Here is a 22,873-nt window from a genome sequence, read left to right as displayed (position 1 = left end):
TCTGGCTATGCGAACTTGTGTGGATGCACGCGTTTTTGCCGCTGATATTACTTTTTTCCACCGCTAAGATTTGATAACGTCACCATTCAGAACGAATAATAATCCTTCGATGGAAAAACAAATTTTATTGTCTCTGCACACAAGATATTTTTTTACAGGCAAAGTATAGGCCTGAATTAGCGGGATTTCGCCCCGAAATTATTATGAATTATATATTATAATCATATAGTTATTCGTGAAATTGGCGTGGGCATTACGGAATATAAATCGTGAAATGCAGGCATAAAAAAGCCCAGACTGACTGGGCTTTACAGGGACTTATTCGTACTGCTCAATAATGGCTCGAATAGCCTCGTCAATTTTGTCCTGTGCTTCTTTGCTGATCCGGCTAAATTCGTAAGAAACCTTTCTTTCTTTCGTGTGGATTTTTTTCCGCGCATAAACTCGGTGATCATCAAACGTTCTGAGGACTTCGGTTACTGGCTTGTTAGTTGCAGACTTCACTGTCAGTTCCGAAATCGATTTATCAAAAAGTTTAATGACCTTGTTTTTAAAATCTTCCGGGAGCAGCTTCTGTTCTGAATGTAATGTTTCCACCTCTTTCGTCACATCGGCTACTAGATCTTTAAGCGATAAGTCTTTTTTACCGGCAATCTCTGCTACAGTGAACAACTTCTTATAGTCAGGATAAGTTAACTCTGACTGAATAGGGAAAACAGACAGTAATTCATGAGGAACTGAAGCCGCCTGAATTGCTCTTGTAACTTTCGTCGGGGAAATGCGAGTAAATTCTGCGATCTCTTTCTGGTTCATGCCGCTCTCACGTAGAGTTAACAAACGCATACCTACCTCGCGGATATTGTGCTCTTTAGCGGTCTGAATATCGACTGCAAGCTGCCGGGCATCTTCCGGGGATATTTCACTGCGGGTGAACATAATCCGAAGGCCTATATTGCAAATAAGGGCTGCGGCGCGACGGCGTGATCCGTCCAAAATTTCGATACGTCCATTGATCTCGCGACCAATAACGGGAAAAAACTGCTGCAAAGGCAGAGTACGCGTTATATCTGCGAGAGATTCCGGGCTAAGTGCATTCTGATCACGTCCGTTAATGGTCTGGTCTACGTAAGTGCGAGTGACAACCTGTTCAGCCGGAATAGTCTCTATGTGAAACATAACCTTGTGACCGGATGCAAGTGTGAAACGCTGACTACTTTCAACAGATAAGCTTGATGATTTACCTGCTAATGGTGATTCAGTAAGGGTGCGTCCAAGAATTGGCCTTCCTTTTTTTTGTGTCATACAGCACCTCTTAGAAGTTCAATTCGGTCGAAAACTGCGCGGGAAAAATCTTCGGCTGAAGTTTTCGCACTACGCAGTGCGTCAGGGCTACCCGCGTAAGATTGCGGGTTTGCACTGATGACTGTATCAAAAGACTCACCGCAGCGTTCGTAACCTTCGAGTCGGGGAAGAACGGCATCAAGCATATCACCACCAAACACGTCTTTGGCATAGCTGTGTGTTTGCTTATGGTCAGGTTTATTGATGACTTTTGACATGAACCCAACATTAGCAATAATGTTGCTTTGCAGGCCAGAATCTTCAATGAGTTGTACCAGCTCTGGCAGACGGGTCAGGTATTTTAACGTCGAATGAAAATCTACTTGCGGTGGTGGAACCGGAGTCATCAGCATATTGCTGGCTGCTAGTGCATTGATCAGGAATGGATCAAGGTGTGGGCCGGTATCGACAAAAATGAAATCGTAATCGTCACTGATTTTGTCGATGATATTTTCGCGGAGAACATTATTTTCGTTAATACCCGGTAGATACTCCTGACACAATTGAGTCCAGCGTGAAGCGATAAAGCCATCTTCAATGGAGGCAGGGATAATATCCACGCCCGGCACAATAGAAGGTTGAACAAACTCTTCAAGAATTTCCTCTCGGGTAAGGTCTTTATTTAGCATGGCCTGTGCGCTGGAAGTATTGATAAGACCAATGCTGTGGTGATGGTTAAGGAACATCGTTGAAGATGCCTGTGGGTCAAGGTCGATAACCAGAATCCGCAGATCTTCATGCAATAAGGAAGGATGTGCCCTCATACCGTGTGCCATCGTGACAGTTGATACTGTCTTAGAAACACCACCTTTAAGATTCACAACGAAAATAACAAAGGCTTTTCCGCGCTTCTCACGGTACGTTTTAATACCACGGTGAGCGTAGATATCAATGATGTTCTGGAGGGTCATAGCGAACTGCGTAGAAGTTCCTCCATGACGCTTATTAAACACATATCCCTTAGCTTCCATTTCTTCGACGGCAGTATCAACAGCGCGTTTGCTCAAATGTGGAAGTTTGGAAACAGCAGACTTCGAATAGGTCTTATAAAACTCGGTTTGTTCAAATTCTTCACGCTTTGACTGAATCTGTTCTGTCAGCCATTCAAGCATAACGTTTGCACGATTTCCGGTTTCGAGCAATCTGTCAAAATTATCGGACATGGTTTCACCTTGCGTTATCGTTTTTTTGAACTATAGCAGAATTTTAAGTACATGGTAATAATTTAGATAACGTTAAGTAAAAATTCAAATATACGTCATATAAAATTTATCTGACTGCCATTAGAAGTCTAAAAAGAAGATACTTACAGTAGAGCATAAAAATTCTATGGTCACTATATGAACGCATCCCGTTTGCAAGACAAAAATCATGTTGACATCGACGGTAGGTTGCAGCTCTATAACCCTGGGGGGTAAAAGCTGCATCAGCGCCGGAAAGAAACGATAGAGCGCAGTTTTGCGGATGCGAAACAGCATCATGGGCATCGTTACGCGCATTTTCGGGGTTTATTGAAAGTCCAGATCCAGTGTTTGCTGGCGGCAACAGCGCAAAATATCAAGAAGATAGCCTTACTGGTGGCAGCCTTTTGTTGGTGTTATCTGCGGTGCTTTCGTGTATTTAACGGGGCCAGAAGCCCAATCACGTGCCAAAAAAGGATTGTTCAGGGATGAGGCAGGAAAAATCGAAAGATGAGGATTTATAATGAAGGCAACAAGCCGCGTTATTTTCAACGCGGTTTGTCAGCAGTCTGAAGCCCTTTGGGCTTTTGCCTTATATCCCTGCTCGCACTGGGCGAGAGTTTACGGCGGATTTTGCTAACTAACACACTCAGCATACATCAGCCACATTCCACTATATAAGCGCCCGAAAAAAATCGAACTAATAAGTGCACTTAATTGTTCATTCTATCGTCGGTTTAACACTGTGCTCTACAGTTTTTTATGGTCTCCTTATATGTCTCTGTCCTAGCGGATATCAAGCAATGCGTAAAATCGGATAACGCCACGGCAAAGTGAAAACATAAATTTTTGCACTCATCAATAAATGCCCTGATTGTGTATGACTTTTTCTTGCTTTTTCAGGGGGAAAATAAACTTATCGCTTCAGGGCAAGAGTGTGAATGTTTACCTTTTGCCCAACGCATGAAATCCTGCGGCTAATACCTTATCCAAATAGTCAATGTCCATACTGGCAATTCTTCGTTTTCGGCGCATCTTGGTTTTTTTGTCGTTTCTGCTCGAAACAGATTTAGACTCAGATGGCGCATAAATGCCCACGTATTTTTATGGTTTCCTTACAAGTGAAAATGAAAAGCAGGCAGTAATATATGGTTTTAATTTTATCCGGAATACTGGAGTCGGTTCTAAGCGAATCGCGATTTAAGGCGGCTGCATGAAAATGTCAAATACAAAAAGGAATGGGGGTATTGTTCCCATTACCTTTGAACGATCAGCGCTGGTGGATGTGTACTGTAGTCTCATGTCATTTGGTTATGAGTACTAGAATGGAGAGCGATCTTATTAAGTACTACGATAGTGTCGTATATCAACGTCGATTTTTATAGTAAGTGATGCAGAAACCCAATATGGCGATAAGAACAACGATAAGAAATTGATAACCACCCACGCCATACCAAGGACGATCTGCAAACATTGCTAGTTCACGCGCACGTCCGACAATTGAACCATATTGCTCCTTGTCTGCGGCATAGTTCAGAAGCGGCAGTGAGCCAATGAACATCCAGATTGCGAAAATAGTGTTGATAACTGACTTAGATATTAAATCAAAGAAATCGCTTCTTCCGAAATAGCTGTACAGCATTGTCGTAATGCCAATACCCCATAAAATTACAGAAAATATCAATGAAGAAATAAAAGTTATACCATCTAAAAACTGTTCTAACATACTATTTCCTTGAATAAAAAATTCAAATATATACACGCTGTACCGGGATAGAAACAGTATGATCGTGGCATTTCCGATACAGCCCAATTATATCATTGTTCGTTAATAATTCTCCGAAATTCAAGTACCCAAACCCACGGATTAGCATTCCAGTTTTCCTCGCCATAGAGTGAGGCCCATAGAGTAGGGAAATGATTTGCAGGAAGAACTGCTGGATCAATCGTATTATCGCCTTTTCCGTACCAGCATCCCTCAGCTATCGCATCTTCTTCACTAATATCCTGTAATTTCTCAATCCTAACATCCATTATTTCTAGTGTGATACGTGATGCAAAGCGCGGCATATGAATTGATGGCTTCCATAGTTCATCACCAACATAACTATGGCCCCCTATACACTCGGGAAATCGTCCATCAGCTCTATAGAAATAAGTACCGTTATTTCCATTTGGGTTTGTTCTATTCCACGTTTCACGTACCCACATCTTATCTCCAACCTGACCGTAAGGACATACCCTGCTTTTTGCCAGCTTTGCCGCGCAACTCTCTTCTGTTTCACCAAAAACACAGAAACCATACCGACGGTCACGTTGTGCTACTGCTGACCAGTCAAATTCACACTCTTCAATATTTGGAGTATATTTAGGTAATTGCCAGTTAGGAACTACACGCCTTGTCTGTGTTTTCTTGCCATACAAAATAGCTCGAACCATATCGCTATTAAAAATAATCCCACGTTCTTTCACCTAAACCTCCTGCATAACCTGCATTGTGGCCGCAGTTTCCTGACCAGCCTGAGTCAACCGTACTGGGTAGAACATGGTTGGCACTTTATTACCGGCAAGCGAAAATTCCACCAGCCCGAGGCGGAATAACACAGGTAGGGAAGGGGCGTTAATGTCATCAAATTCTAACGAATAGGATACTTCATTACGGCGTTCAAAAGCTTTGCACCTATCACCGCGTAGCATATAGAGAGTACCACTAGATAACCGACGCAGAGTGTAGATTTGTGCGTTATTTAGTGTTTTCATTTATTAATCTCCTAGTTTCACGTTTGGACGCTTGGCTTGGTGAGAACGATGCTTACTGTTTCTAACTTGCTCACCATAGCAATTATCTTTCCGGTAACCATGTGAACGACAAACAGCACAAATGCATCCATCAATTGAAAAATACTTTCCATACGGTTTCATTTAGTCAACTTCTTAACTCAATTTCAGAGTATATCCGTCATTGTGTTCTATCACATTAACATCTGGCAGCTGGTGGTCGAAGTGAGTAAGCCATAAAAGGCCGTGATATGCCTATCTCTTGATCACATCTATACGTCCAGTAAAGGCTAGGTGCTTAGTGCGACGGCTATCACCTAAATCGGCGTGTTGGACAGTTTCTTTTGCCCATTGTTCGGTATCTGTTGAAAACATCATACGTGACCTCAACTTGGAATGTATTGTTGAGATCAAGCAGGCAAAAAAAGGTTCAAAAAAATCCCTCAATTCAATTGAGAGATTTGTGTCGAAAAGACAGGCGATATGCCTGTAATATTCGCGAACCATAATGTGAAGATTTTACCGAGGTTGAACGATGCGAAAACATAATGTCTTGTACTTCGCTAAATCTGTTCTGATAAATATCAGAAATTATCTTTCCTCACTCATCATCACCAAATTTGTTTTACCAGCTTATTAGATCTGTATAGATAGATTGTTAATCATCTAGGGAGTATTCAACTTCAGGCCAATATATGATGGTTCCTAGTCCCATGTTGTCAGTCATTTGATCTCCAAGTAAATTAAATGTCGTTCCCATCTTTATGATGATGGGGACTATATCTTTTCCAGCAGGAATCTTAAGACCAAGGCAGTAACGTCCGTACATCCCGCGCCCGGAATATGAACGAATATAATATTTTTCTCGTTCAATATTGCACTCCTCATCATTTACTTCATTTACAGCTTGGTTGATGATTTGAACCAGTAATTTATTCTTGTTTTCCACATCAAGTAATAGGATGTCTTCAATACTCATTTCACTAACTTCTTCATTACTTACAATTTCGTAATTCTGTTTTGATGTAATCATAATTAGCTCCCGGAGTGTTGTTTTTATTAAACATATTATCCCATACGGAAAAAGGAGGCCGAAGCAAGGAAGAGGGTAATAACTAAGGGTATTCATCGAGGTTAACAATACGAGAATATTATTTTCTGTACTTCGCTAAGTTTGTATAGGTGTGGGAAAAATAACGTTATTGTATTTCCGCAAGACGCAAAGTATTTAGGAACAATAAAATCTGTACATTATGCATGACAGATTTCGTTTAATTGAAACTCAATCTTCTCAAGGGCTTTCTTGTCTGTAACCTCTGGAAAAGCATCTACCAGCCACAAATCTAATCCCTATTTTTTCTAATCCGTCTACCTTGTATCATTATTGCCAATGTATAAGAATGCTCAAACAACTCAAGGGTAATTTATGCATTGGAATATTAGTATGAAATTAGCGGGATTTCGCCCCGAAATTATCAAAGAAAACATTTTTAATTCATTATGTTAAGAGTGAAATTGGCGTGGGCAATTCGTTGGCTACTTAGAATGTGCTCACGCCCCAGAATAGACAATATAATCGGGTTCTTGTCTTGGAGGATTAAAAATCATTTACGCTTATGGTAACCAAAAACTCTTTCTTCTCTCTAATGCATCATACAGATCACATATGTCATTTTTAAAAGACGGTTACTGGATAATCATCTAATGTGGATTGAAAACGACTATATGTTGTATTTTTTAGACCACTACAGATGCGAAAACATAATGTCTTGTACTTCGCTAAGCCTGTCTCGGTAAAGCTCAGAAATTTTCTTTCCGTGCTCATCATCACCATGCCTATTTTCTCGTAGATAGCTCAGATAACTGGTAACAGCGGTGCGAATAGCCATTGCCTGACCTTCATCAAGGTAAATACCGTTGATGACAATAGTGGGTTCTTGTTCTACTTTCATTATATTTCTTATTTTTCGAATTTATGGGCGTACTCAGGATATCCCCAGTAACTGCATTCGTCAAAATCATAGGAATTTAGTTGTCAGTGAACCCAGCTACATACCCGAACAAGTTTATACAGACGAATTACCCTTGTTAGACAATTTTTTTTCTATTGCCAAAGGAAATAAATTAATATGGGGCTGTATTTCATCTTCTAAGTTATCAATAGCGTTATGTATATCAATACCCCGCAAATCATGAAATGCTTGAATAGCCATCTCAAAGACTAATTGCTCTTGTGGATTATATGATTCCCAATACTTAAACCCCTTTCTATGCTGATATCCCATCATTTGATAAAATTTACCTGCTAGTTCAATGGCAGCATCAAGTAATTCACGATCAGTCATTACATCATTGTTATTAATCATATCTATTCTCGTGTTTTTATAAATAGATCGGTGGATTATGAAAATAGCCTTACATCAGGTTGTTCATAAGATGTGTGAAATATTGATATCTGCTAATACCGAGTAGCATCTACAAGATATCGAGTTAAAAGATGGTCGCCACATTGTGGGCAACAACGAATATCTGAAACAAACTGGAAAGTACAACGAACGCATTCCATCGGCAACGGCGGAAGCTTTTTGGATGTAGGTTTGGCATGGAATTTTGGTAAAGTTTTTTTCTTTTCAAAAATAACGCCTGAATTTTTCTTTTTGGAAACAGCTTCTTTTTTTTCCAGAGATTTAACGTAACCACAGGATAACGAAAGTGTTTCCATATCAATGCTGCTAGGGTCATGTGCAAAATGCCAGACTACCACTTTACCTTTTCGGGCTATTAGAGGATTTCCACAACCAAGACAAATACATCCTGATTTTCCTGATAAAACCCGTTTATCATTAATACTGACTATTACATCATTAAATATAGCCCGGTCTATTTTCACAAAATTATACATATAACCTCACCAAATATCGTTATAAGTAAATAAATTCTCATAGCCGCGTTATGTATAGATTGATATCGAGATTGCGCTTTATGAGGAGAACTACAATTTGCAGATAAGTTTTTTACAGTTCCAGTAAAACACTCTGTCGATAGAGGTCGAATAGCAAAACACAAAAAAAATTTTTTCGGAGCGAAAATCACATTCCTGTAACCGTACTTTTTTTCAGCAAAAATGAGTGTCCAACAGATTTAATTAATCTGATTTTATTGGCAAGTGATATCAATCAAGAGGTTCACCATGCTCTTCTGAAGCATTTACCAGCACCATTGACGGCAAGATTATTGAGTTATATAAAGCATAAGCGAGCTATCTAATTGGATCAGGCGATGTATCGAGCGGGGTTAGGGACTTCTTTGTTTGAAGTCATTCTCGACCAAAGCAGCAAGAATTGTTCAACTGAATGACACGATATGCTTACATTAGCTTGCGATATTAATCAGGAAGTTTATCGTGTAATTCTGGCTGTGGTTTATGATGAATAGATCACAGCGTTACGATATTAGTCTCAAATATACCAACACATGAGATTTGTGGCATTTTTTTATTAAAGACAACTTGATTACCGTCGAGCAAACAGAGCGGTTTTGCTAAATCAATACCGATAATTTTATAGAATTGATAATTAAGACTCTAGAGGTTCAACGTTACGTGAAATATTGATGTATTCTTCGATATAGAAATTTCGCTGGTGGCGTTCTTCGATAAGTGGATATTTTTTTCAGGTGAATTTAGATTCATTCTTACCACTGTATCCACTAGTAATTTAATTGCCTTAAACTGTGCAGGTGTGTGCACAGTATATATACCTGTTCAGCTTATACCGGGGTAGTGTATGGATTGGTGCATTAGTCAACGTTTTTTAGGGGGCTTCAAAATTGCATTTGATTCCACTATTTATACAGGCATTCGTTACTAGACGAACGACGTTCTGCGTGCCATGCATAAAACCTTTGCAGTAGTCATCACTCCTGCCTGATATATGTTGAATAGCTACGAGATCAAAGTCCATAAGTTTTACGGTCAATACTCTTGCGCTCAAATTTTTGATATCTTCCTCAATTGATGGGATATTGTGATCGCATGATTGGATTATATGCATATTACTTTCCAGTAATGATGAGAGCGCTGATTCAAGTTCAAGTATTCGCTTTTGTTGTAGATTCCATGCCAGTGCCGTATTGTGGCATTCTTCTGGGGCAACTTGGTTGCAGTGAGGACAGAAGACATCATTGTAATCATCACTATCGGCAATCGATCCACCACCGAGGCACTCATTGCTGGGGTAAACTTCCTTGCATCGTTGACATTCTACAAGGAAAAAACCACCAGTATTGTTGTCTACAACATAACGATTTTTCCCGCAGGTAGTTTTGTTTTTGTTACGTTCTAGAAATTCTTTTTTTAGTAATTTATTGATCATCTCGGTATCTCCGTTATTGTGTTCCATCACATTATCATTAGTCATTTGGTGGCCGAAGCGAGTAGACCATAAAAAAGGCCACAGTATGTGGCCCGATACCTGTAATATTCGTTAACCAGAACAGGAGAATTACATATTAATATAACATCTTACTAATATGGAAATCTGGTGTTTGATCTTCAAACCAATGCCAAATATCTATTACATTAGTGCCTCTGCTAAAATGTAAAAAAGGTTCTACTGTACATAGATCATCTGTTTCATGACAATTTTCTACCATAATATTACTCAGCTCATCCCAATATTTGTTAAGTAATTCTAAGGAAATTTCAGCATCAATCTTTGTCATTACTTTTTCCTTCACTTAGCATTTTCAGTGAATATTTTCGGTGGTTCGTGCGGCGTATATTTCCGCTTCCGTAACAGTCCTGATCTCTTTCTTTTTGCAGTACTTCTCGGTAATCCGCTCCGGAGAATTTGTAAATGTATTTAAAACTTCTTCGCACATAGCTTGTAAGCTTTTGATACTTTCGTCGGCTACTTGCTTATAGTGATCGCGTAACTGGATAAGCTGTGAATTGCTTTCACGTAGTGAGGCTAACTCAGTTTTAAGGCTTAGGATGTCCTCAATACTCATTACATTGTCTTCTGCATTACTTGTAGACTTGTCAATAGCATCTTCTTTTGTGGACTGTCGCTTTTCTTTAAGTGATTTCCAAATTGCCTCTGCCTCTTGTTCAATATGAGTAATCACTTCGGGCCAACTTAAAAAACTAAATTCATCTCTGATGGAGCAATAGCTAGGCTCCTTTCCATCTCGAATGTCTTGTTTTAAGCGCTCGTATCCTTCAAACCAAATTCGAGAATATTCCGAGGTAAATTTGAGTGTTTGTACTGCGACTAATTCGATTGTTTTTTGTTTGATAATATTTCTCATTTGAATTTCCTGTTGAGATAAATTTTCTGAAATTTGTTGATACCCGTAGCTTGCTAGTCATCATGCGCTTCGTTTGTACTTATGGCTGCTATTTGCTTTAGTCGCTGACTGAGAGTTGTTTTTGGTAGGCAGGTAATCAAGTTGAGATTAATGTCATAACAGATTGCTTTATTCGTGGCGGATTTGTGATACTCGATAATATCGAAACCGTATTTTTGCAAATCTTTATAGCGATACTCGGCGATGATACGGGAATAATTTTCACCCCAGCCTTGAATGTTACGACCTTCGAAATGTTGTTCGCGATAATGTTTTTTGAGAAATTCGTAATGTTGCTCTGGTGTAACCATAATTAACCTCGACACATTGTTTTGATTAAACACATTATCCCATATAGGAAAAGGGGGCCGAAGCGAGGGGAGGGCAGTAAAAAAGAATTTTTCGAAGGTAATAATGCGAAAATATAATTTTCTTTACTTAGATAAGTTTATACAGGTATGGAAGGACAAACATTATTATCTCTCCGTAAGGAGAGTTTGGCATTGAAAAATTAGTATGAAATTAGCGGGATTTCGCCCCGAAATTGTCATGAAAAACATATCTACTTCAATGTATTACGGTTGGAATTGGCGTGGGCAATTAGTTAGCCTCATAGAATGTGGTTGCGCTCCGAACCCGGGTTTTATTTTTGCGAGTCGGAATATAATATTGCTATGCGACGATGCCAAAGATAAAAAGGAATGGTTCATTGACTCCATTCCCACTTGAATGCTTAGCGCTGGTGGATGTGTATCATTTTTCAAATGGTCCAGTTTTGACAAATAACATGTGACAATGCTCCCCATTTTTTCAAACTTCAAACTATTGCATAAGAGCTTGCAGTTTCTTCTACACTTAACGGTACGGGCAGTTCTACAAGTTTGTCAGTAGTTTTTATATTTATCTTGGGGATAATTGTGTTGATTATTTAAAATCAATATGTTCATGTGAAAGTCCATCACTTATAAACCTGTCGTGCTCGTTCTCAATATATCCGGAGCGTTTATAGTCACTCAAAGAAGTTTGTGTTCTTCTTTCCGAAGAAAAATAGGAAGCCGATACACTATTGGTTGCAATGGAGTGATGGTATTTTTACGTTGTAAGTGTACTAAGCTTGCGTATTAAGTCACGCAATTCGTATTCGTTATTAATGGTTTTAGACAACTGAGCAACGACGTGCTTAGAAGCATAGACATTACCATGCCACACAAGCTGATGGCCGTTATATTCATAGCTGAACAACCATTCAGAATCCTGATCTTTCTCCCAGAAACACAGGAACAGCGAGCCATCAGAAGTCAGATCTTCTTCCAATGTTAGCTCAAATCCGCGTTTCTTTGCCATATCAAATGTTTTTTTGTTGATAGTGAACATTATGCAATTCCTGTGTTGTTAATTTTTAACTATTAAAACAATTTTCTCACATAATAGGAAAAGCCAAAATTTTACGTAGGGTTCAGGTACGAGCCTTCATTTTCAAGAAGTGGATAATAGTTGAATGGTCATCGGTCAGGTCAAACTGACCACTCCTCGCCCGCACTGGGCGAGGGTTTACGGCGGATTTTGCTAAATCGTAAACTTAATTCTCTGATGAAGAGTCATCTCAGACCCCATTTTTTTGATATAAGTACAACTCATTTCCGTTTGTATTATTCTTTTATGTCATCAGTATTAACGGCGTTATCCATAATCGTATGAATTGCAGTTGTCAGTTCAATACTTTCACCTGTTGTGTATGATGGCCACGGCAGTAAAGGTTTACTCGTATTACCCATCAATATAAAATTTTGAGGACATCGCCACTCTGTAGGTTCATTCTTCTCTGCGAGGTTTATAAGTATCATACCTTTTTCACACGGTACATCTTTGATATTGGCAGCTCTGATATATCCGCTGTCTAGGATACCTACACTTTCTGGGTAAACGAATAAGAAACTGTTTGCGTAGATAAACATCATGATAGTTCCGGCGATAGATACAATACAGGAACCAATTCCTCGTTTTTTCAGAAATTGCCAGCCATAATACCCAGTCAGAATCAGTCCACCAGTAAAACCGCACCCCTGTAGGAATAGCGACATGGTGTGAGTAGGATTGTCAATGAATATGGTTGCGAAAAATGGGCTTAATATCATACTAATTGTCAAGTAAGTCAAAGACGTAATTATGGCATTTAACCCTAAATGTTGTGAATTGTTAGCGTTATTGGTTTTATATTTTAGTGTGATAAACACTCGATAAATTATGTAGATCATCAAAACATTACTAGTCAACAAATACAACATAAGAGACCTTAAAATTAATTAGTTATCTTGAGGAAAACAAATATTGTATCAGTCAATTATTTTCAACACAGTGACGCAGAGTTGTTTTTTATTTTCAGGAACGCTCAAGCAAGCATTAATCCTAAAACTTTAACTTGAAACGAAAATTGCGTCATTAGCAAAACCATAAGTGATTTATTGACTTTATTCGGTTGGGAAAGTAACTAAAATAGAAATGTAATGGAACATGATAAAAAGTAGTTCATATGGAAGTATAATCAGCGCCTTGTAACCTGTTTAACAGATGAAGCCCGGACATAACCGGGCATTGAGAGTTCCGTTGTTTTCTAGGTGTTTGCAATAGTTCTGCTGTTGGATACGTAGCTCAGTCATTTCGTTGATCACATCAGTGAAGTGGGCATTTAAGCTTCTGTCTATACCGACCTTATTTGCTTTCTCGTAAGCAGTTATCAGTGTCTCTTCAGCTTCTTGTAGTTCGACAAGCTTCTGCCTTGCCTGTTGGATAGTGGTCGCGTTCGTCATGATCATCATCTCCTGAGTTGAGTTGGTAACATCGTTTTGTTGATGTTTTAATTTTCTCATAGAGGTAGGGGAGGGCGAATAGATGTGGTGGTCTGATAACAAAAAATACTGAACCTGCAATAAACGATCTTTTACAACCCACATTATTTGATAATGAGAATGGTTATTTCTGATTTTCAACAGACGCTCGGTTTTGAACAAGGCCACCAGTGCAGTCATCTTCTGAAAATGGCATGAACGGAATGCTCTTACTAAGTCCAATTACTTATCAAAATATTGCCGAAAATATGCGCTTAGTTTATAGTGATAGTTATTAATAGATAGTAATGACATCGGAGGAATGACTATGCCAACAAGTGTATCTCTTAGCCCTTATTTCGAAGAATTTATCCGCCAGCAGATTGATAGCGGTCGCTATAACAATACAAGCGAAGTAATTCGTGCTGGTCTTCGTGCGTTAGAAGAACAAGAGCAGCAAGTAAAAGTTGAATCGCTCAAAAGTGCTATAATGGCTGGCATCCAAAGCGGTGAAGGTAAAGAAGTCAAAGATGTTTTTGACCGCCTGATGAAAAAATACGGGAATATGGCCGAAGGTCATCAGGACAAATGAAACTAAGCATCTCGCCTTTAGCAGAACACGACCTTGAGGAAATTGGCGATTGGATTGCACAAGATAATCCTGTAAGAGCACTCAGTTTCACCAAGGAGTTATACCAACAATGCCTGTTATTAGCGGAAACACCTGAAATTTATAGGGAAAGGTCTGAACTTGGGAAAGGGATCAGAAGTAGCGCTTATGGTCGTTATGTTATTTTTTTTCAGGTTCTTGATACAGAAGTTCGTATAGAACGGATACTGCATGGATCTCGGGATATTGTTGGTATTTTTAATCAACTGGATGACTTGTAACTCAGAATGCATAAGTAATTTGGCTATTCAAAAAGCGGGTAAAAGAAGGTGACTATTTTGTGTCGCTTTTTGGCGTTTCTGAAGTCTTAACATAAAGATAAAATGAGGAAAGGCTCTGGGTATGGTACTTGATGCCTTAAACACCGTTCTTCATCGATTGATATCTACATACGTGTGAGAGCCTTCTGATGATGCTATTCCAAAAGCCCAACAAAACTTGATTAGGCTATATACAACTCATGGTTTTTTCCGTGCTCTTCGGTTGGCGACAACAATGTTTATTCCGAAAAATAAGGCAACCGTAGTCGCACCGTTTAAAAACGGCCGAAGAGTGCCATTAAGTTCATCAGATACACCAAAGCTATCCAAAACAAAAAATAGAGCAACCGATAGCAACACGGCAAGCGGTGCACTCCACTACTGGATCTGCATTCTTTTTGGATCGGTAGTTTTCATTTTTACCTCATCGAATATATATCCACCTATGCTGGTGGATGGGCTTTACAACATACTAATATTCTTTCAGAAAAATGACTGTTTATCAGACGCTGGCTATCCTACTGAAGAGATTTACACTAACCCTATTTTAGACCTTTTTGCTTTATTTTTATAATATGATAAAATATTTATGTTATTTAGTACCTTGCTTTAATATAAGCAACTTCATGTTTCATCTGGTTTTTTCAACCAATGATGTCATGTATAAAATAATTAATAAATTTAAAACTGTGTAAATAAAAAATTTATTACAAATTGTATATTCCTTGTAATAAATTAAATCTTATCTAAAAAATAATTAAATATATTAAATAAAGTGTTATCTAATTATTGTAACGCTATTAAATTGTTATTAATCAATAAATTAATTAACGTAAGGAGCTGTTTAAAATGATATTAAAACATTAATAATTAACTAGTGAAAATGTATATAACATAACATGTGGTAAAACACATAAATTTATTCCATAAAATATTAAGGTGAGCCTAGAGCACACTTATATTTATTTCTGGAGATGTTACATGGAAAAAAAGGAGAACTATTCTTCTAAGTTGGAAATCCAGAATTTGGAAGATAAAATAGCAACTATTTTTAAAAATAGTTCATTACCAATATACCCACCTAGTACTGAAAGTCTAAGGCGTTGGCAAAAGAAAGAGTATCCATCGGGTATAAATTTTTCATTTGGTGATGGGCGATATAATGCTTTGAATGATGCTTTTCGCGTGTGCTACATGGCTGACAACGCAGTATCAGCACTTGCTGAAAGTTTTGGACGGCAAATGCACATTAGCAAAAATGTATTTATTGATGCGTCTGTTATCGAAAACTCGCGGATGTGCCTTATTCGTTCACTCCGACCGTTGTATTTTGTCGATATAGGATTACTTTTAGGAATGCTGCACATTACATTAGACATTTCTGTTGGAGATGATTATACGGTGACACAGAGAGTTATGACGTGTCTCTATCATCTTGCAAAAGATAACGCTGATGGCGTGCGTTACGTTTCTAGACACTTTCCTTATGGGTATTGCTACGCGGTTTGGGAATTGAGTGGTGAAAAAAGATTTGAAGATGCAGGAATGATGAATCTTGCGGAGTACGCTGATTCAGAATATATGCCAGCAAATTGGGAATATCCCGACATCACTGGCGAAGAACTTCTTGAAAGTGTATTGCAATTCAAAATCGTGCAGCTTTAAGTTTGTATCGTTAAACGTACCCTGTTTACAGGGTACGTTCTTAGCTAGCAATCTGTTCACCCAATTGTTTAGCTGCACGAAATATTTTTGCAATATCATCAGTACTACTATCTTCTTTCATGATATCAAGTGGCGTTTTTCCTTTACCATCTTTATCGCTCAAGGGAGTCGTTAAAAACGATATTCTGGAGACAGGCCCAATATCACTACTTATTGTTTTCATAATGTCTTCGAAGTGAGGTAACAAACGACCATCTTTGAATTGAAAGGCCGGGAAAACATGATCGCTGTTTTTCTTGAAAGCGATCAATTTGTTTTTTTGTACGCGTAAATTTACGGCCTGACGTGTAATTCCAAGAATTTCAGCAACATCCCCCACTTTAATCACGCCACCAATACGTTCAATTTCCTTATAAAAAGCTGATAAGTTCTCTGCTCGACGCTTAAGCTTGAGAAGTTCTCTTTCAGGGGTTCTGGCTCCTCTTTCAAGCGCTGTTGAATACAAAAGTTCAAACAGTTCGTTATCTGGAAGAACAAGAGCATTACTGACTTTCGTCTTGTCAGCAAACTCTGGCATTAATGAACCAAGCATTGTGTTAAAACGCTGTTGCAGTAACGACTGTAGTTCATTTAAGTTATTTGATTGTTTTACGGTGATGTTCATAGAACCTCCTTTTGCTTGACTAATACTATAACTTGGTTTTAGTTATTGGTCAATATCAGGGCGATTTTACAAAACTAAATTTATTTACTGTTAAGGCTACTAACGGATAGTTCAGTGAGAGAGGTGAGCACATCTGCCGCATTCCAGTCGTCATGCTCAGGTTCTGGAATGTTGTTATATTCCACCAGCTGTATTTCTAGTGACTTAGCTAGACGTGTCGCTAGCTCGTATGCGCCCAGAGCAGAGCCGGAAGTGCTGGACATGTAAATTTGTTTGCCGTTGACAAACAGTATTTCGTCACCACATGTCATGCTGACAAAAATGATTTTTGGTAAATTCACATTAAATCCTCTTATTCATATATTGTATGAATAAAATAACATTCGCAAAACTGACCCCGAATAGATGTGACAAAACTAAATAGGTATGTGTAATTATTGTTTACTCAAAGAACAATTGCAGTCTCTGAGTAAATGATCCGGGGGTTGCAGAAACATATTAGGGTGGAATGCTTGAGATGAAAGCCCTTACAGTGAGAGATTAAGCAAAAGTGAAAGCTTTTTACCTATAGCAACAAGCGCCCGGCTGATAGTATCAATTTTAGTTGTATGACGTGGTGTGAGTATCCTTTGGATTTCAGGAGGGCGGATACCTGTTAAACGGGATAACTCAGCTTTACTGATTTTAGCTTTTAAAAGCTCATCATTATTGAGCAAAATTTTGGCATACACGCTATCAGGCAAGTGAACCCACATTTCTTCAGCTTGAAGTTCAGATGAGGGTAAAGGAAATGTCTGATCCATATCGAAGTATTCATTAAAATTGGCTTGAATAGATAAATAGATATTAAGAGTGAACAAAAAAAGAACCCAGATAATCGGGTTCTTATGCTGGTGGACCAAAAATCACTTACGTTTATGTGTAATCAAAAAACCTTTCATTTTTTCCAATGCATCATACAGGCCACACAGATCTGAACCGTAGCTTTTTTCAAGCATTATAGCAGAGCGGCTACCGTCATTAGAATGATAATCCGAGGTTGCTGTAGCTGGCCTATCTTGTAGATATGCAATACCGATGTTATCGCGTTTAATAAAAGTAATTCCCCGAGTCAGACTCCGAATAATACGTTCTATCTCATGAACCTGTTTATTGGTAAGTGCTGCCATTGTATCTTCCTCTTAATCATAAAGTATATGATTAAGATTAACATCAGATCTGATCACCCCGAAGTAGCCATTGAAATCAGCCAAAACAGACATTTAGGGGGGACAAAAAAAGAACCCGAATAATCGGGTTCTTATGCTGGTGGGCTACAAATTAATTACGTATATTCGGAATCAAAAAAATCTTCAGCTTTCCAAGTCACTATACAACAGATTACATATGTCATTTTAAAAAGACGATTACATGGATAAAATCATCTAATGTGGGTTGAAAACGACAATTTATTGTAGGTTTTTTTAGATCACTATAGCTACCCATCAAAGCAAAATAAAATACGAACTTTACTTGGATCACCTAGTGATTTAAGAATTGAAAGGTGTTCAAAATAGAGATTACCTAAAAATCTTCTATAGGTTTTTGCCTTTGGCGGATTTTCACATTTATCAATGAACTCTTGGTCGTAATCAAAAGATAACAATTCAGCGACTGATAGCCATGAATAGCAGTAACTTTCTCGATAGGTTGACTCTAATCGTTCAATTACAGACATTTTTTCAGGTTCATAATTACTACCGTGTCCATAGTTATACCAGTCGGGTACTTCTAACGGCGCGAAAATATCCATAGCCTCATTTGAGGTATCTTCGGGAAATCCTCGTGGTTCTGAAAGAGCTACACACTCGCTAGAATTTCTAATTCCCACGAAAAAACCATACATGCTATACGATTGCCAATCAAATGGATTATCAACGTACTGTTTGTTATCTTCATTTGATAGAAAAATATTATCCGTGTTGAGCGTCCAACCATCGTTTTTTTTAATTTCAACACAAGTTGATATATATGTTCCCATTGACCCGCCTCATTAATAATAAATTATGAAATTAGACTCACAGTGAAAAATGTGGACATGACACCAGACATACTTAATTTATTGCTTTCTGATTTTGTCACGCATTTAATCCGTTGATAGATTATATAATTACCATTTTTCCGGAGGAACTCAATTTTCCTTATGCATAGACATGTATATCGTAGCGATCCCGCTTGCATCCTGAGCAGTCAAAATTTCGCTTTTCAGGTTGGAGAATACGGCTTCTGAAAAGTTTTTACTCTGGTTTTCTATATCTTGAACAATCGATTGTGGTCTCATAGACATTATCACCAGCTACTATTTGTGACTACCATTTGAGATGACTGAGTGGCTTGAGGTAAATGCAAAATTTACCATAGTCTTTTTCAGGCCGTAGTAACTATCAATACAATTACTAATGGCGTTTACAGACAATGTGAGAGACAGAACTGTGTTTAGCAACAGTGCAGTCTTGATGAATGACTGAGAGGAAAGAAGATCGATCACTGACATGTTAAGATATAGGCTGATACTGATAGTAAATCAGAACAAAGTTAGAGGCATCAGTTTCAGAAATTTTTTTGCGGTGAGGAAAATACAGTCACTCAATGTAAAGATAGAGCGAGCAACAACCATCGCTAATTTTCTATGTGTATTTTCTTTCATACATACTCTGACTAAGATTAAGTAGTGCAGAGGAAGAAAACCCGGAAAACACCGGGTTAACTGAAAAACAATAAAATAGTCTTATCTGTATAATTATTTTATTTTTTTCAATGAATTATTCAATCCTTTCTACGAGTCAAAATAACTACGTTCCGGCCTTCATCCGAAAGCTGTACATCCACCTCACCATGTTCATTGAGCGTTAATGTTGCAGCATCTTCCTGACCGTCGGCACCGTGAACCATGACGTTTACACGCCCACGTTCAGGCAGCAGCATTACTATGCGGGTAAGACTTCCTATCAAGGTAAGGTTTCTTGCGCTAAGCGCTGCGCGAACTTTTTTGATTATGTCTTGCGGCATTCGCAAGTCTCCATTTTGTGACGAAAAATATTACCATGAAAATTATGGCGTACATGAACCAAAAGAGAAAGCCGCAGTAAGAGAGAGAAAAATCAGAACCAACAAAAAAACCGGCGCACTGGCCGGTTTTGTAACGTAATTTATTGATTGATTTTTATACAGATTTTATTGCAGTGAAACGTTTAATAATATCCGCTCAAGCAGAATAGAAATTACCACACTGATAATCTACATGTTGTTTCAGTTCTCCCCAGAGCTGAAACAAAAAGCCTGAAGACTAGCAGTGTGACAAACATCGCCTGTATAAACCTGATCAATTCCTCTCATAAAAGCTACTGCCCCCAGTAGCATAAATACCACACCACATTAATTTAACTGTATGAGCGTGGTTAAAATAACCACACAAAAAATAGATTAACACGGAGATATAACTTATTGAATTCCTTTAATTCAAAAAAGAATTAATCAATGATTACAGATTGATTCTATAAAAATAATTTTATCTTACTCATAAATGGAATGATAATCAGTGATAATATAAAATCAATTTTCGTATCTGGTAAACAATAGGACAAAATTAGGATATATTCTGAACAGATAAAGCCAGAAGAGGGAATAATAAAAATCGGCCAATGCCGGTTTAGTAAAAGTACAGTTTATTGATTACTTGATTACTTGATTACTTGATTACTTAAGTTTCTCAATACCAACCGTTATTAATAGCGGAGTTTGATTTTTCAGATCCAAAAGACCAATGCTTGTGTATCTTCCAAGCTGAAAACCAACAACTCCTGCAAACACCACAATCATCACTCCGGGGGTAATCGGTTTATGAAAAACATGATCGAGAATATTACACATTAAAAGTAATCCTAATGAATAAACCAAATACACCAACGTTGATTTGAGAATTTTCTGTGCATTAGTATAAGGTTGAAGTGTATCCAAAAGGCTTAACAATCCGAGTGAACCGAGCGCAAATGCTTCAAAGGTGAGTGTGTAGAATGACACTACAAACAGGATCAGTAATGACACATTAAGCCAGTACAATGTGTTATCCCCAGACAAAACATACTCCAATCCATAACAGTCTCATACTTAACTGACAAGCGGACATACCAATAGTAACCCCTAACCCTGAACACTCAGCGTTTAATACTTCGGTTGCTATTACTGACTGTGGACATCAACTCGCCATACATGACGCTAACGCATACATTTTACTTTGCGAAAATAAATGAAGAACAGAGGTATAAAAATCACCAAATCTACTGTGTTAGATTTGATGAATTGCGTAATATTTTACACTTGCTCAGATGTGCTGAATTAATGTTCTCGAAAGACACACAATAAGACATGAGGTAATTATATAATCCGGTATTGTCGTCTTTTCTTTAGAGTAAGTTTGAACTTAAACTCAGGAACGCGATTTTTTATGCAATAACTAACAAGTACATTTCTGCCGTATTTATCGCGTAATTTCTGAGCGTGAAGAAACGCATCTCCCGGTTCGTAATTACGTAGAACAACATCAATGAAGGTAATACCGTCTTTGTGAACTAACATGATTCCCCCACTGCGATTTGATAATTTATTCAATTATCCCATGCAGCAATGAGGGGTCGAAGAGAAGGGAAGATAATTAATACCAAGAAAATTTTTTTATTCTAACTTTTTCATCCAAATAGATTTACCACTAGGTTCCAAGTTAAAATCAAACTTGTGACTAATCAGATTTAAGATACTTTTCTCAAAATTATCAGGAAATTGTGTGATTAAAACTAGACGCACATTTTTCTTTTTTGCTTTTTTGTAAAAAAACAAAAGGTAATCGTTATCTATAACCTGAGCTTCATCAATTACTAAGATTTTTTCTTTATTATATTTCTTGTCGTTTGACCAAAGTAGGATAACTCGGCGTGGTAGCAGATTTCTCATGCCTTTAGGCATCAAATCTAAATAATGACACAAATCTGGATTGGTTGTTTTATAATAACTTGCCGCAAAACTTTTGCCCGTTCCTTGTGCGCCATAAACCAGAACATGACCTTCTGTAGAATGCATCACATTTTCAAAATTTCGCCCCAACTCTAGCAAAAGATCAAGCTTACCTGAATCCCCCATTTTCAGACCACTAAACTTTGTCTCAATTTCTTTGTCATGATAAACATGGCCTTCTATCGACTCCAGTTCTACTGGGATGACCGAATCACGGGAAGATAATCCACGAAGTAACAGATAACGTACTTTTTCACTGAAATTGTCTTGTGATAGTAACTTTTTTCCCTCGAAATTAACCAGCTTTGGAACATTCAGCATGATTGCCTTTTTCAGTGAATCAGGCATCCGTATTTGATATGAGTCTCCGCCTGTAAGAGAGATTGTTTTATCACCAAATATTTTATCTGAATCTGCAAGCGAATAACCCTGTGAATACTTCGACTCAATAATTGCTTCTTCGAGTAAGGATACCAATTCTGCATTTCGTGTCCTTCCTGAACGTAATGATTCTGCATCAAGCCTAATTATTAAATCATCCGGTATACGAACATTTTTTGTGATGACATTCATTTCGAGTAGATCCCCCTAGTTTTACTTTTTTTATATGATCTCTCTTCATGTTGTTAACATAGTCGTGCGCTAATCTAACGGATCAAATCAGCTCGTGCAATCACACAAATGTGCTTCAAAGCTACAAACCATAGATACACCTAATCAAAAAATAATCATGGAAGAAACATATATGTTAATACCTCATCTCTTGCGGATGAGGCAGAGGTTTAAAACCATTAAAAGAAAACTGAAATAGTTTTTTATTCGTAGATAATCAAACCGAAAAGAAAACATATTTTCTTGTTCTCATTGTTAATTCTGACCACCAAAATGCATATCCACTCTTTTCAAAACAATCCGTTGTTAAGTATTTATCTTATTTGCCATCTGTTATGACTGCGGTATTTCAGTAAGCTGAATTTGGAGAATTCCCTTTGAGGAAAACCTAAGTTTTGTCTGTAAGCGCGGGGTCGCCTGAAGGCTCACATGATCCAGATTTAAACTTCAGTGCAATAAAAAAACCCCGCTAATTTGCGAGG

Annotated in this window: 27 protein-coding genes and 2 pseudogenes; 5 read left to right on the top strand and 24 right to left on the bottom strand. The window is 38.0% G+C overall.

Annotated elements, in window-relative coordinates:
• Positions 1 to 318: 318 nt before the first annotated feature.
• Together AACS92_RS11860 and AACS92_RS11855 are read right to left on the bottom strand one after the other, a co-directional pair.
• Entirely contained in the window at positions 319 to 1,302 is a 984-nt protein-coding gene (locus AACS92_RS11860) for a ParB family protein (protein ID WP_099108565.1), read from the bottom strand.
• Positions 1,299 to 2,504 carry an AAA family ATPase gene (locus AACS92_RS11855; RefSeq protein WP_099108564.1) on the bottom strand — a complete coding sequence of 402 codons (1,206 nt, stop codon included), beginning with the start codon at positions 2,502 to 2,504 and terminating at the stop codon, positions 1,299 to 1,301. The genes AACS92_RS11860 and AACS92_RS11855 overlap by 4 nt, the downstream gene beginning before the upstream one ends.
• Before the next feature lie 255 nt (positions 2,505 to 2,759).
• On the opposite strand from AACS92_RS11855, the pseudogene AACS92_RS11850 reads away from it, so the two are divergent.
• A pseudogene (locus AACS92_RS11850) lies at positions 2,760 to 3,014 on the top strand (transposase); the annotation flags it as partial.
• Between the two features lie 874 nt (positions 3,015 to 3,888).
• On the opposite strand, the gene AACS92_RS11845 reads toward AACS92_RS11850, so the two are convergent.
• The 14 genes and pseudogenes from AACS92_RS11845 to AACS92_RS11780 form a co-directional block, all read right to left on the bottom strand.
• A complete protein-coding gene (locus tag AACS92_RS11845; RefSeq protein WP_099108563.1) occupies positions 3,889 to 4,248 on the bottom strand; it encodes a hypothetical protein in 360 nt (119 codons plus the stop codon).
• A gap of 92 nt (positions 4,249 to 4,340) precedes the next feature.
• Positions 4,341 to 4,994, bottom strand: a complete 654-nt coding sequence (locus tag AACS92_RS11840) for a hypothetical protein (protein ID WP_206602232.1) — start codon at positions 4,992 to 4,994, stop codon at positions 4,341 to 4,343.
• Positions 4,995 to 5,282, bottom strand: coding sequence for a hypothetical protein (locus AACS92_RS11835; RefSeq protein ID WP_099108562.1), 288 nt, complete (start codon positions 5,280 to 5,282; stop codon positions 4,995 to 4,997). It abuts the gene before it with no gap.
• 676 nt (positions 5,283 to 5,958) lie between these two features.
• Entirely contained in the window at positions 5,959 to 6,333 is a 375-nt protein-coding gene (locus AACS92_RS11830; protein WP_099108561.1) for a hypothetical protein, read from the bottom strand.
• A gap of 712 nt (positions 6,334 to 7,045) precedes the next feature.
• Complete coding sequence (locus AACS92_RS11825) at positions 7,046 to 7,252, bottom strand: hypothetical protein (protein ID WP_099108560.1); 207 nt, start codon at positions 7,250 to 7,252, stop codon at positions 7,046 to 7,048.
• A 189-nt stretch (positions 7,253 to 7,441) separates the two neighbouring features.
• Positions 7,442 to 7,645, bottom strand: a pseudogene (locus AACS92_RS11820) (hypothetical protein); the annotation flags it as partial.
• A 113-nt stretch (positions 7,646 to 7,758) separates the two neighbouring features.
• Positions 7,759 to 8,202: a competence protein CoiA family protein gene (locus tag AACS92_RS11815; RefSeq protein WP_099108559.1), complete on the bottom strand. Its 444-nt coding sequence runs from the start codon at positions 8,200 to 8,202 to the stop codon at positions 7,759 to 7,761.
• Positions 8,203 to 9,112: 910 nt separating this feature from the next.
• Positions 9,113 to 9,673, bottom strand: coding sequence for a hypothetical protein (locus AACS92_RS11810; RefSeq protein ID WP_153044733.1), 561 nt, complete (start codon positions 9,671 to 9,673; stop codon positions 9,113 to 9,115).
• 136 nt (positions 9,674 to 9,809) lie between these two features.
• A complete protein-coding gene (locus AACS92_RS11805) occupies positions 9,810 to 10,022 on the bottom strand; it encodes a hypothetical protein (protein WP_099108557.1) in 213 nt (70 codons plus the stop codon).
• Positions 10,023 to 10,046: 24 nt separating this feature from the next.
• Positions 10,047 to 10,610: a hypothetical protein gene (locus AACS92_RS11800; RefSeq protein WP_099108556.1), complete on the bottom strand. Its 564-nt coding sequence runs from the start codon at positions 10,608 to 10,610 to the stop codon at positions 10,047 to 10,049.
• A 53-nt stretch (positions 10,611 to 10,663) separates the two neighbouring features.
• A complete protein-coding gene (locus AACS92_RS11795; protein ID WP_099108555.1) occupies positions 10,664 to 10,960 on the bottom strand; it encodes a hypothetical protein in 297 nt (98 codons plus the stop codon).
• A gap of 781 nt (positions 10,961 to 11,741) precedes the next feature.
• Entirely contained in the window at positions 11,742 to 12,023 is a 282-nt protein-coding gene (locus tag AACS92_RS11790; RefSeq protein WP_099108553.1) for a hypothetical protein, read from the bottom strand.
• Positions 12,024 to 12,298: 275 nt separating this feature from the next.
• Complete coding sequence (locus AACS92_RS11785; protein ID WP_153044732.1) at positions 12,299 to 12,784, bottom strand: hypothetical protein; 486 nt, start codon at positions 12,782 to 12,784, stop codon at positions 12,299 to 12,301.
• A gap of 426 nt (positions 12,785 to 13,210) precedes the next feature.
• Positions 13,211 to 13,456 (bottom strand): hypothetical protein, encoded by a 246-nt coding sequence (locus tag AACS92_RS11780; RefSeq protein ID WP_153044731.1) that lies wholly within the window; start codon positions 13,454 to 13,456, stop codon positions 13,211 to 13,213.
• A 346-nt stretch (positions 13,457 to 13,802) separates the two neighbouring features.
• Between AACS92_RS11780 and AACS92_RS11775 the strand changes: the two genes are divergently transcribed.
• The 4 genes from AACS92_RS11775 (at position 13,803) to AACS92_RS11760 (ending at position 16,069) form a co-directional block, all read left to right on the top strand.
• Positions 13,803 to 14,066 (top strand): type II toxin-antitoxin system ParD family antitoxin, encoded by a 264-nt coding sequence (locus AACS92_RS11775; RefSeq protein ID WP_099108550.1) that lies wholly within the window; start codon positions 13,803 to 13,805, stop codon positions 14,064 to 14,066.
• A complete protein-coding gene (locus tag AACS92_RS11770) occupies positions 14,063 to 14,365 on the top strand; it encodes a type II toxin-antitoxin system RelE/ParE family toxin (protein WP_099108549.1) in 303 nt (100 codons plus the stop codon). The genes AACS92_RS11775 and AACS92_RS11770 overlap by 4 nt, the downstream gene beginning before the upstream one ends.
• 274 nt (positions 14,366 to 14,639) lie before the next feature.
• Positions 14,640 to 14,978: a hypothetical protein gene (locus tag AACS92_RS11765; protein ID WP_099108548.1), complete on the top strand. Its 339-nt coding sequence runs from the start codon at positions 14,640 to 14,642 to the stop codon at positions 14,976 to 14,978.
• 407 nt (positions 14,979 to 15,385) lie between these two features.
• Positions 15,386 to 16,069 (top strand): RES family NAD+ phosphorylase, encoded by a 684-nt coding sequence (locus tag AACS92_RS11760; protein ID WP_099108547.1) that lies wholly within the window; start codon positions 15,386 to 15,388, stop codon positions 16,067 to 16,069.
• Positions 16,070 to 16,109: 40 nt separating this feature from the next.
• Here AACS92_RS11760 and AACS92_RS11755 read toward each other — a convergent pair whose 3' ends face one another.
• The 8 genes from AACS92_RS11755 to AACS92_RS11720 form a co-directional block, all read right to left on the bottom strand.
• Positions 16,110 to 16,733 carry a DNA-binding protein gene (locus tag AACS92_RS11755; RefSeq protein WP_099108546.1) on the bottom strand — a complete coding sequence of 208 codons (624 nt, stop codon included), beginning with the start codon at positions 16,731 to 16,733 and terminating at the stop codon, positions 16,110 to 16,112.
• An 80-nt stretch (positions 16,734 to 16,813) separates the two neighbouring features.
• Complete coding sequence (locus tag AACS92_RS11750; RefSeq protein WP_153044730.1) at positions 16,814 to 16,996, bottom strand: hypothetical protein; 183 nt, start codon at positions 16,994 to 16,996, stop codon at positions 16,814 to 16,816.
• 264 nt (positions 16,997 to 17,260) lie between these two features.
• On the bottom strand, positions 17,261 to 17,536 hold the full coding sequence (locus AACS92_RS11745; RefSeq protein WP_099108544.1) for a transcriptional regulator: 276 nt from the start codon (positions 17,534 to 17,536) through the stop codon (positions 17,261 to 17,263).
• Between the two features lie 102 nt (positions 17,537 to 17,638).
• Positions 17,639 to 17,902, bottom strand: a complete 264-nt coding sequence (locus AACS92_RS11740; protein ID WP_099108543.1) for a hypothetical protein — start codon at positions 17,900 to 17,902, stop codon at positions 17,639 to 17,641.
• Between the two features lie 308 nt (positions 17,903 to 18,210).
• Positions 18,211 to 18,753: a hypothetical protein gene (locus AACS92_RS11735; RefSeq protein WP_099108542.1), complete on the bottom strand. Its 543-nt coding sequence runs from the start codon at positions 18,751 to 18,753 to the stop codon at positions 18,211 to 18,213.
• Between the two features lie 785 nt (positions 18,754 to 19,538).
• Complete coding sequence (locus AACS92_RS11730) at positions 19,539 to 19,781, bottom strand: hypothetical protein (protein WP_153044729.1); 243 nt, start codon at positions 19,779 to 19,781, stop codon at positions 19,539 to 19,541.
• A 687-nt stretch (positions 19,782 to 20,468) separates the two neighbouring features.
• On the bottom strand, positions 20,469 to 20,849 hold the full coding sequence (locus tag AACS92_RS11725; RefSeq protein ID WP_099108540.1) for a hypothetical protein: 381 nt from the start codon (positions 20,847 to 20,849) through the stop codon (positions 20,469 to 20,471).
• A 594-nt stretch (positions 20,850 to 21,443) separates the two neighbouring features.
• Positions 21,444 to 22,352: an ATP-binding protein gene (locus tag AACS92_RS11720; protein ID WP_099108538.1), complete on the bottom strand. Its 909-nt coding sequence runs from the start codon at positions 22,350 to 22,352 to the stop codon at positions 21,444 to 21,446.
• Positions 22,353 to 22,873: the final 521 nt, after the last annotated feature.

Origin of the sequence: Xenorhabdus sp. KJ12.1 (assembly GCF_963876495.1) — a bacterium.
GTDB lineage: Bacteria > Pseudomonadota > Gammaproteobacteria > Enterobacterales > Enterobacteriaceae > Xenorhabdus > Xenorhabdus stockiae.
The sequence above is the reverse complement of the archived record's forward strand: the minus strand, read 5'-3'. Positions and strand labels throughout refer to the sequence as shown.

Coding starts and splice junctions, on each gene's coding strand:
- AACS92_RS11860 (WP_099108565.1), bottom strand. CDS start 1,302: ATGACACAAAAAAAAGGAAGGCCAATTCTTGGACGCACCCTTACTGAA.
- AACS92_RS11855 (WP_099108564.1), bottom strand. CDS start 2,504: ATGTCCGATAATTTTGACAGATTGCTCGAAACCGGAAATCGTGCAAAC.
- AACS92_RS11845 (WP_099108563.1), bottom strand. CDS start 4,248: ATGTTAGAACAGTTTTTAGATGGTATAACTTTTATTTCTTCATTGATA.
- AACS92_RS11835 (WP_099108562.1), bottom strand. CDS start 5,282: ATGAAAACACTAAATAACGCACAAATCTACACTCTGCGTCGGTTATCT.
- AACS92_RS11830 (WP_099108561.1), bottom strand. CDS start 6,333: ATGATTACATCAAAACAGAATTACGAAATTGTAAGTAATGAAGAAGTT.
- AACS92_RS11825 (WP_099108560.1), bottom strand. CDS start 7,252: ATGAAAGTAGAACAAGAACCCACTATTGTCATCAACGGTATTTACCTT.
- AACS92_RS11815 (WP_099108559.1), bottom strand. CDS start 8,202: ATGTATAATTTTGTGAAAATAGACCGGGCTATATTTAATGATGTAATA.
- AACS92_RS11810 (WP_153044733.1), bottom strand. CDS start 9,673: ATGATCAATAAATTACTAAAAAAAGAATTTCTAGAACGTAACAAAAAC.
- AACS92_RS11805 (WP_099108557.1), bottom strand. CDS start 10,022: ATGACAAAGATTGATGCTGAAATTTCCTTAGAATTACTTAACAAATAT.
- AACS92_RS11800 (WP_099108556.1), bottom strand. CDS start 10,610: ATGAGAAATATTATCAAACAAAAAACAATCGAATTAGTCGCAGTACAA.
- AACS92_RS11795 (WP_099108555.1), bottom strand. CDS start 10,960: ATGGTTACACCAGAGCAACATTACGAATTTCTCAAAAAACATTATCGC.
- AACS92_RS11790 (WP_099108553.1), bottom strand. CDS start 12,023: ATGTTCACTATCAACAAAAAAACATTTGATATGGCAAAGAAACGCGGA.
- AACS92_RS11785 (WP_153044732.1), bottom strand. CDS start 12,784: ATGATATTAAGCCCATTTTTCGCAACCATATTCATTGACAATCCTACT.
- AACS92_RS11780 (WP_153044731.1), bottom strand. CDS start 13,456: ATGACGAACGCGACCACTATCCAACAGGCAAGGCAGAAGCTTGTCGAA.
- AACS92_RS11775 (WP_099108550.1), top strand. CDS start 13,803: ATGCCAACAAGTGTATCTCTTAGCCCTTATTTCGAAGAATTTATCCGC.
- AACS92_RS11770 (WP_099108549.1), top strand. CDS start 14,063: ATGAAACTAAGCATCTCGCCTTTAGCAGAACACGACCTTGAGGAAATT.
- AACS92_RS11765 (WP_099108548.1), top strand. CDS start 14,640: ATGTTTATTCCGAAAAATAAGGCAACCGTAGTCGCACCGTTTAAAAAC.
- AACS92_RS11760 (WP_099108547.1), top strand. CDS start 15,386: ATGGAAAAAAAGGAGAACTATTCTTCTAAGTTGGAAATCCAGAATTTG.
- AACS92_RS11755 (WP_099108546.1), bottom strand. CDS start 16,733: ATGAACATCACCGTAAAACAATCAAATAACTTAAATGAACTACAGTCG.
- AACS92_RS11750 (WP_153044730.1), bottom strand. CDS start 16,996: ATGTCCAGCACTTCCGGCTCTGCTCTGGGCGCATACGAGCTAGCGACA.
- AACS92_RS11745 (WP_099108544.1), bottom strand. CDS start 17,536: ATGGATCAGACATTTCCTTTACCCTCATCTGAACTTCAAGCTGAAGAA.
- AACS92_RS11740 (WP_099108543.1), bottom strand. CDS start 17,902: ATGGCAGCACTTACCAATAAACAGGTTCATGAGATAGAACGTATTATT.
- AACS92_RS11735 (WP_099108542.1), bottom strand. CDS start 18,753: ATGGGAACATATATATCAACTTGTGTTGAAATTAAAAAAAACGATGGT.
- AACS92_RS11730 (WP_153044729.1), bottom strand. CDS start 19,781: ATGCCGCAAGACATAATCAAAAAAGTTCGCGCAGCGCTTAGCGCAAGA.
- AACS92_RS11720 (WP_099108538.1), bottom strand. CDS start 22,352: ATGAATGTCATCACAAAAAATGTTCGTATACCGGATGATTTAATAATT.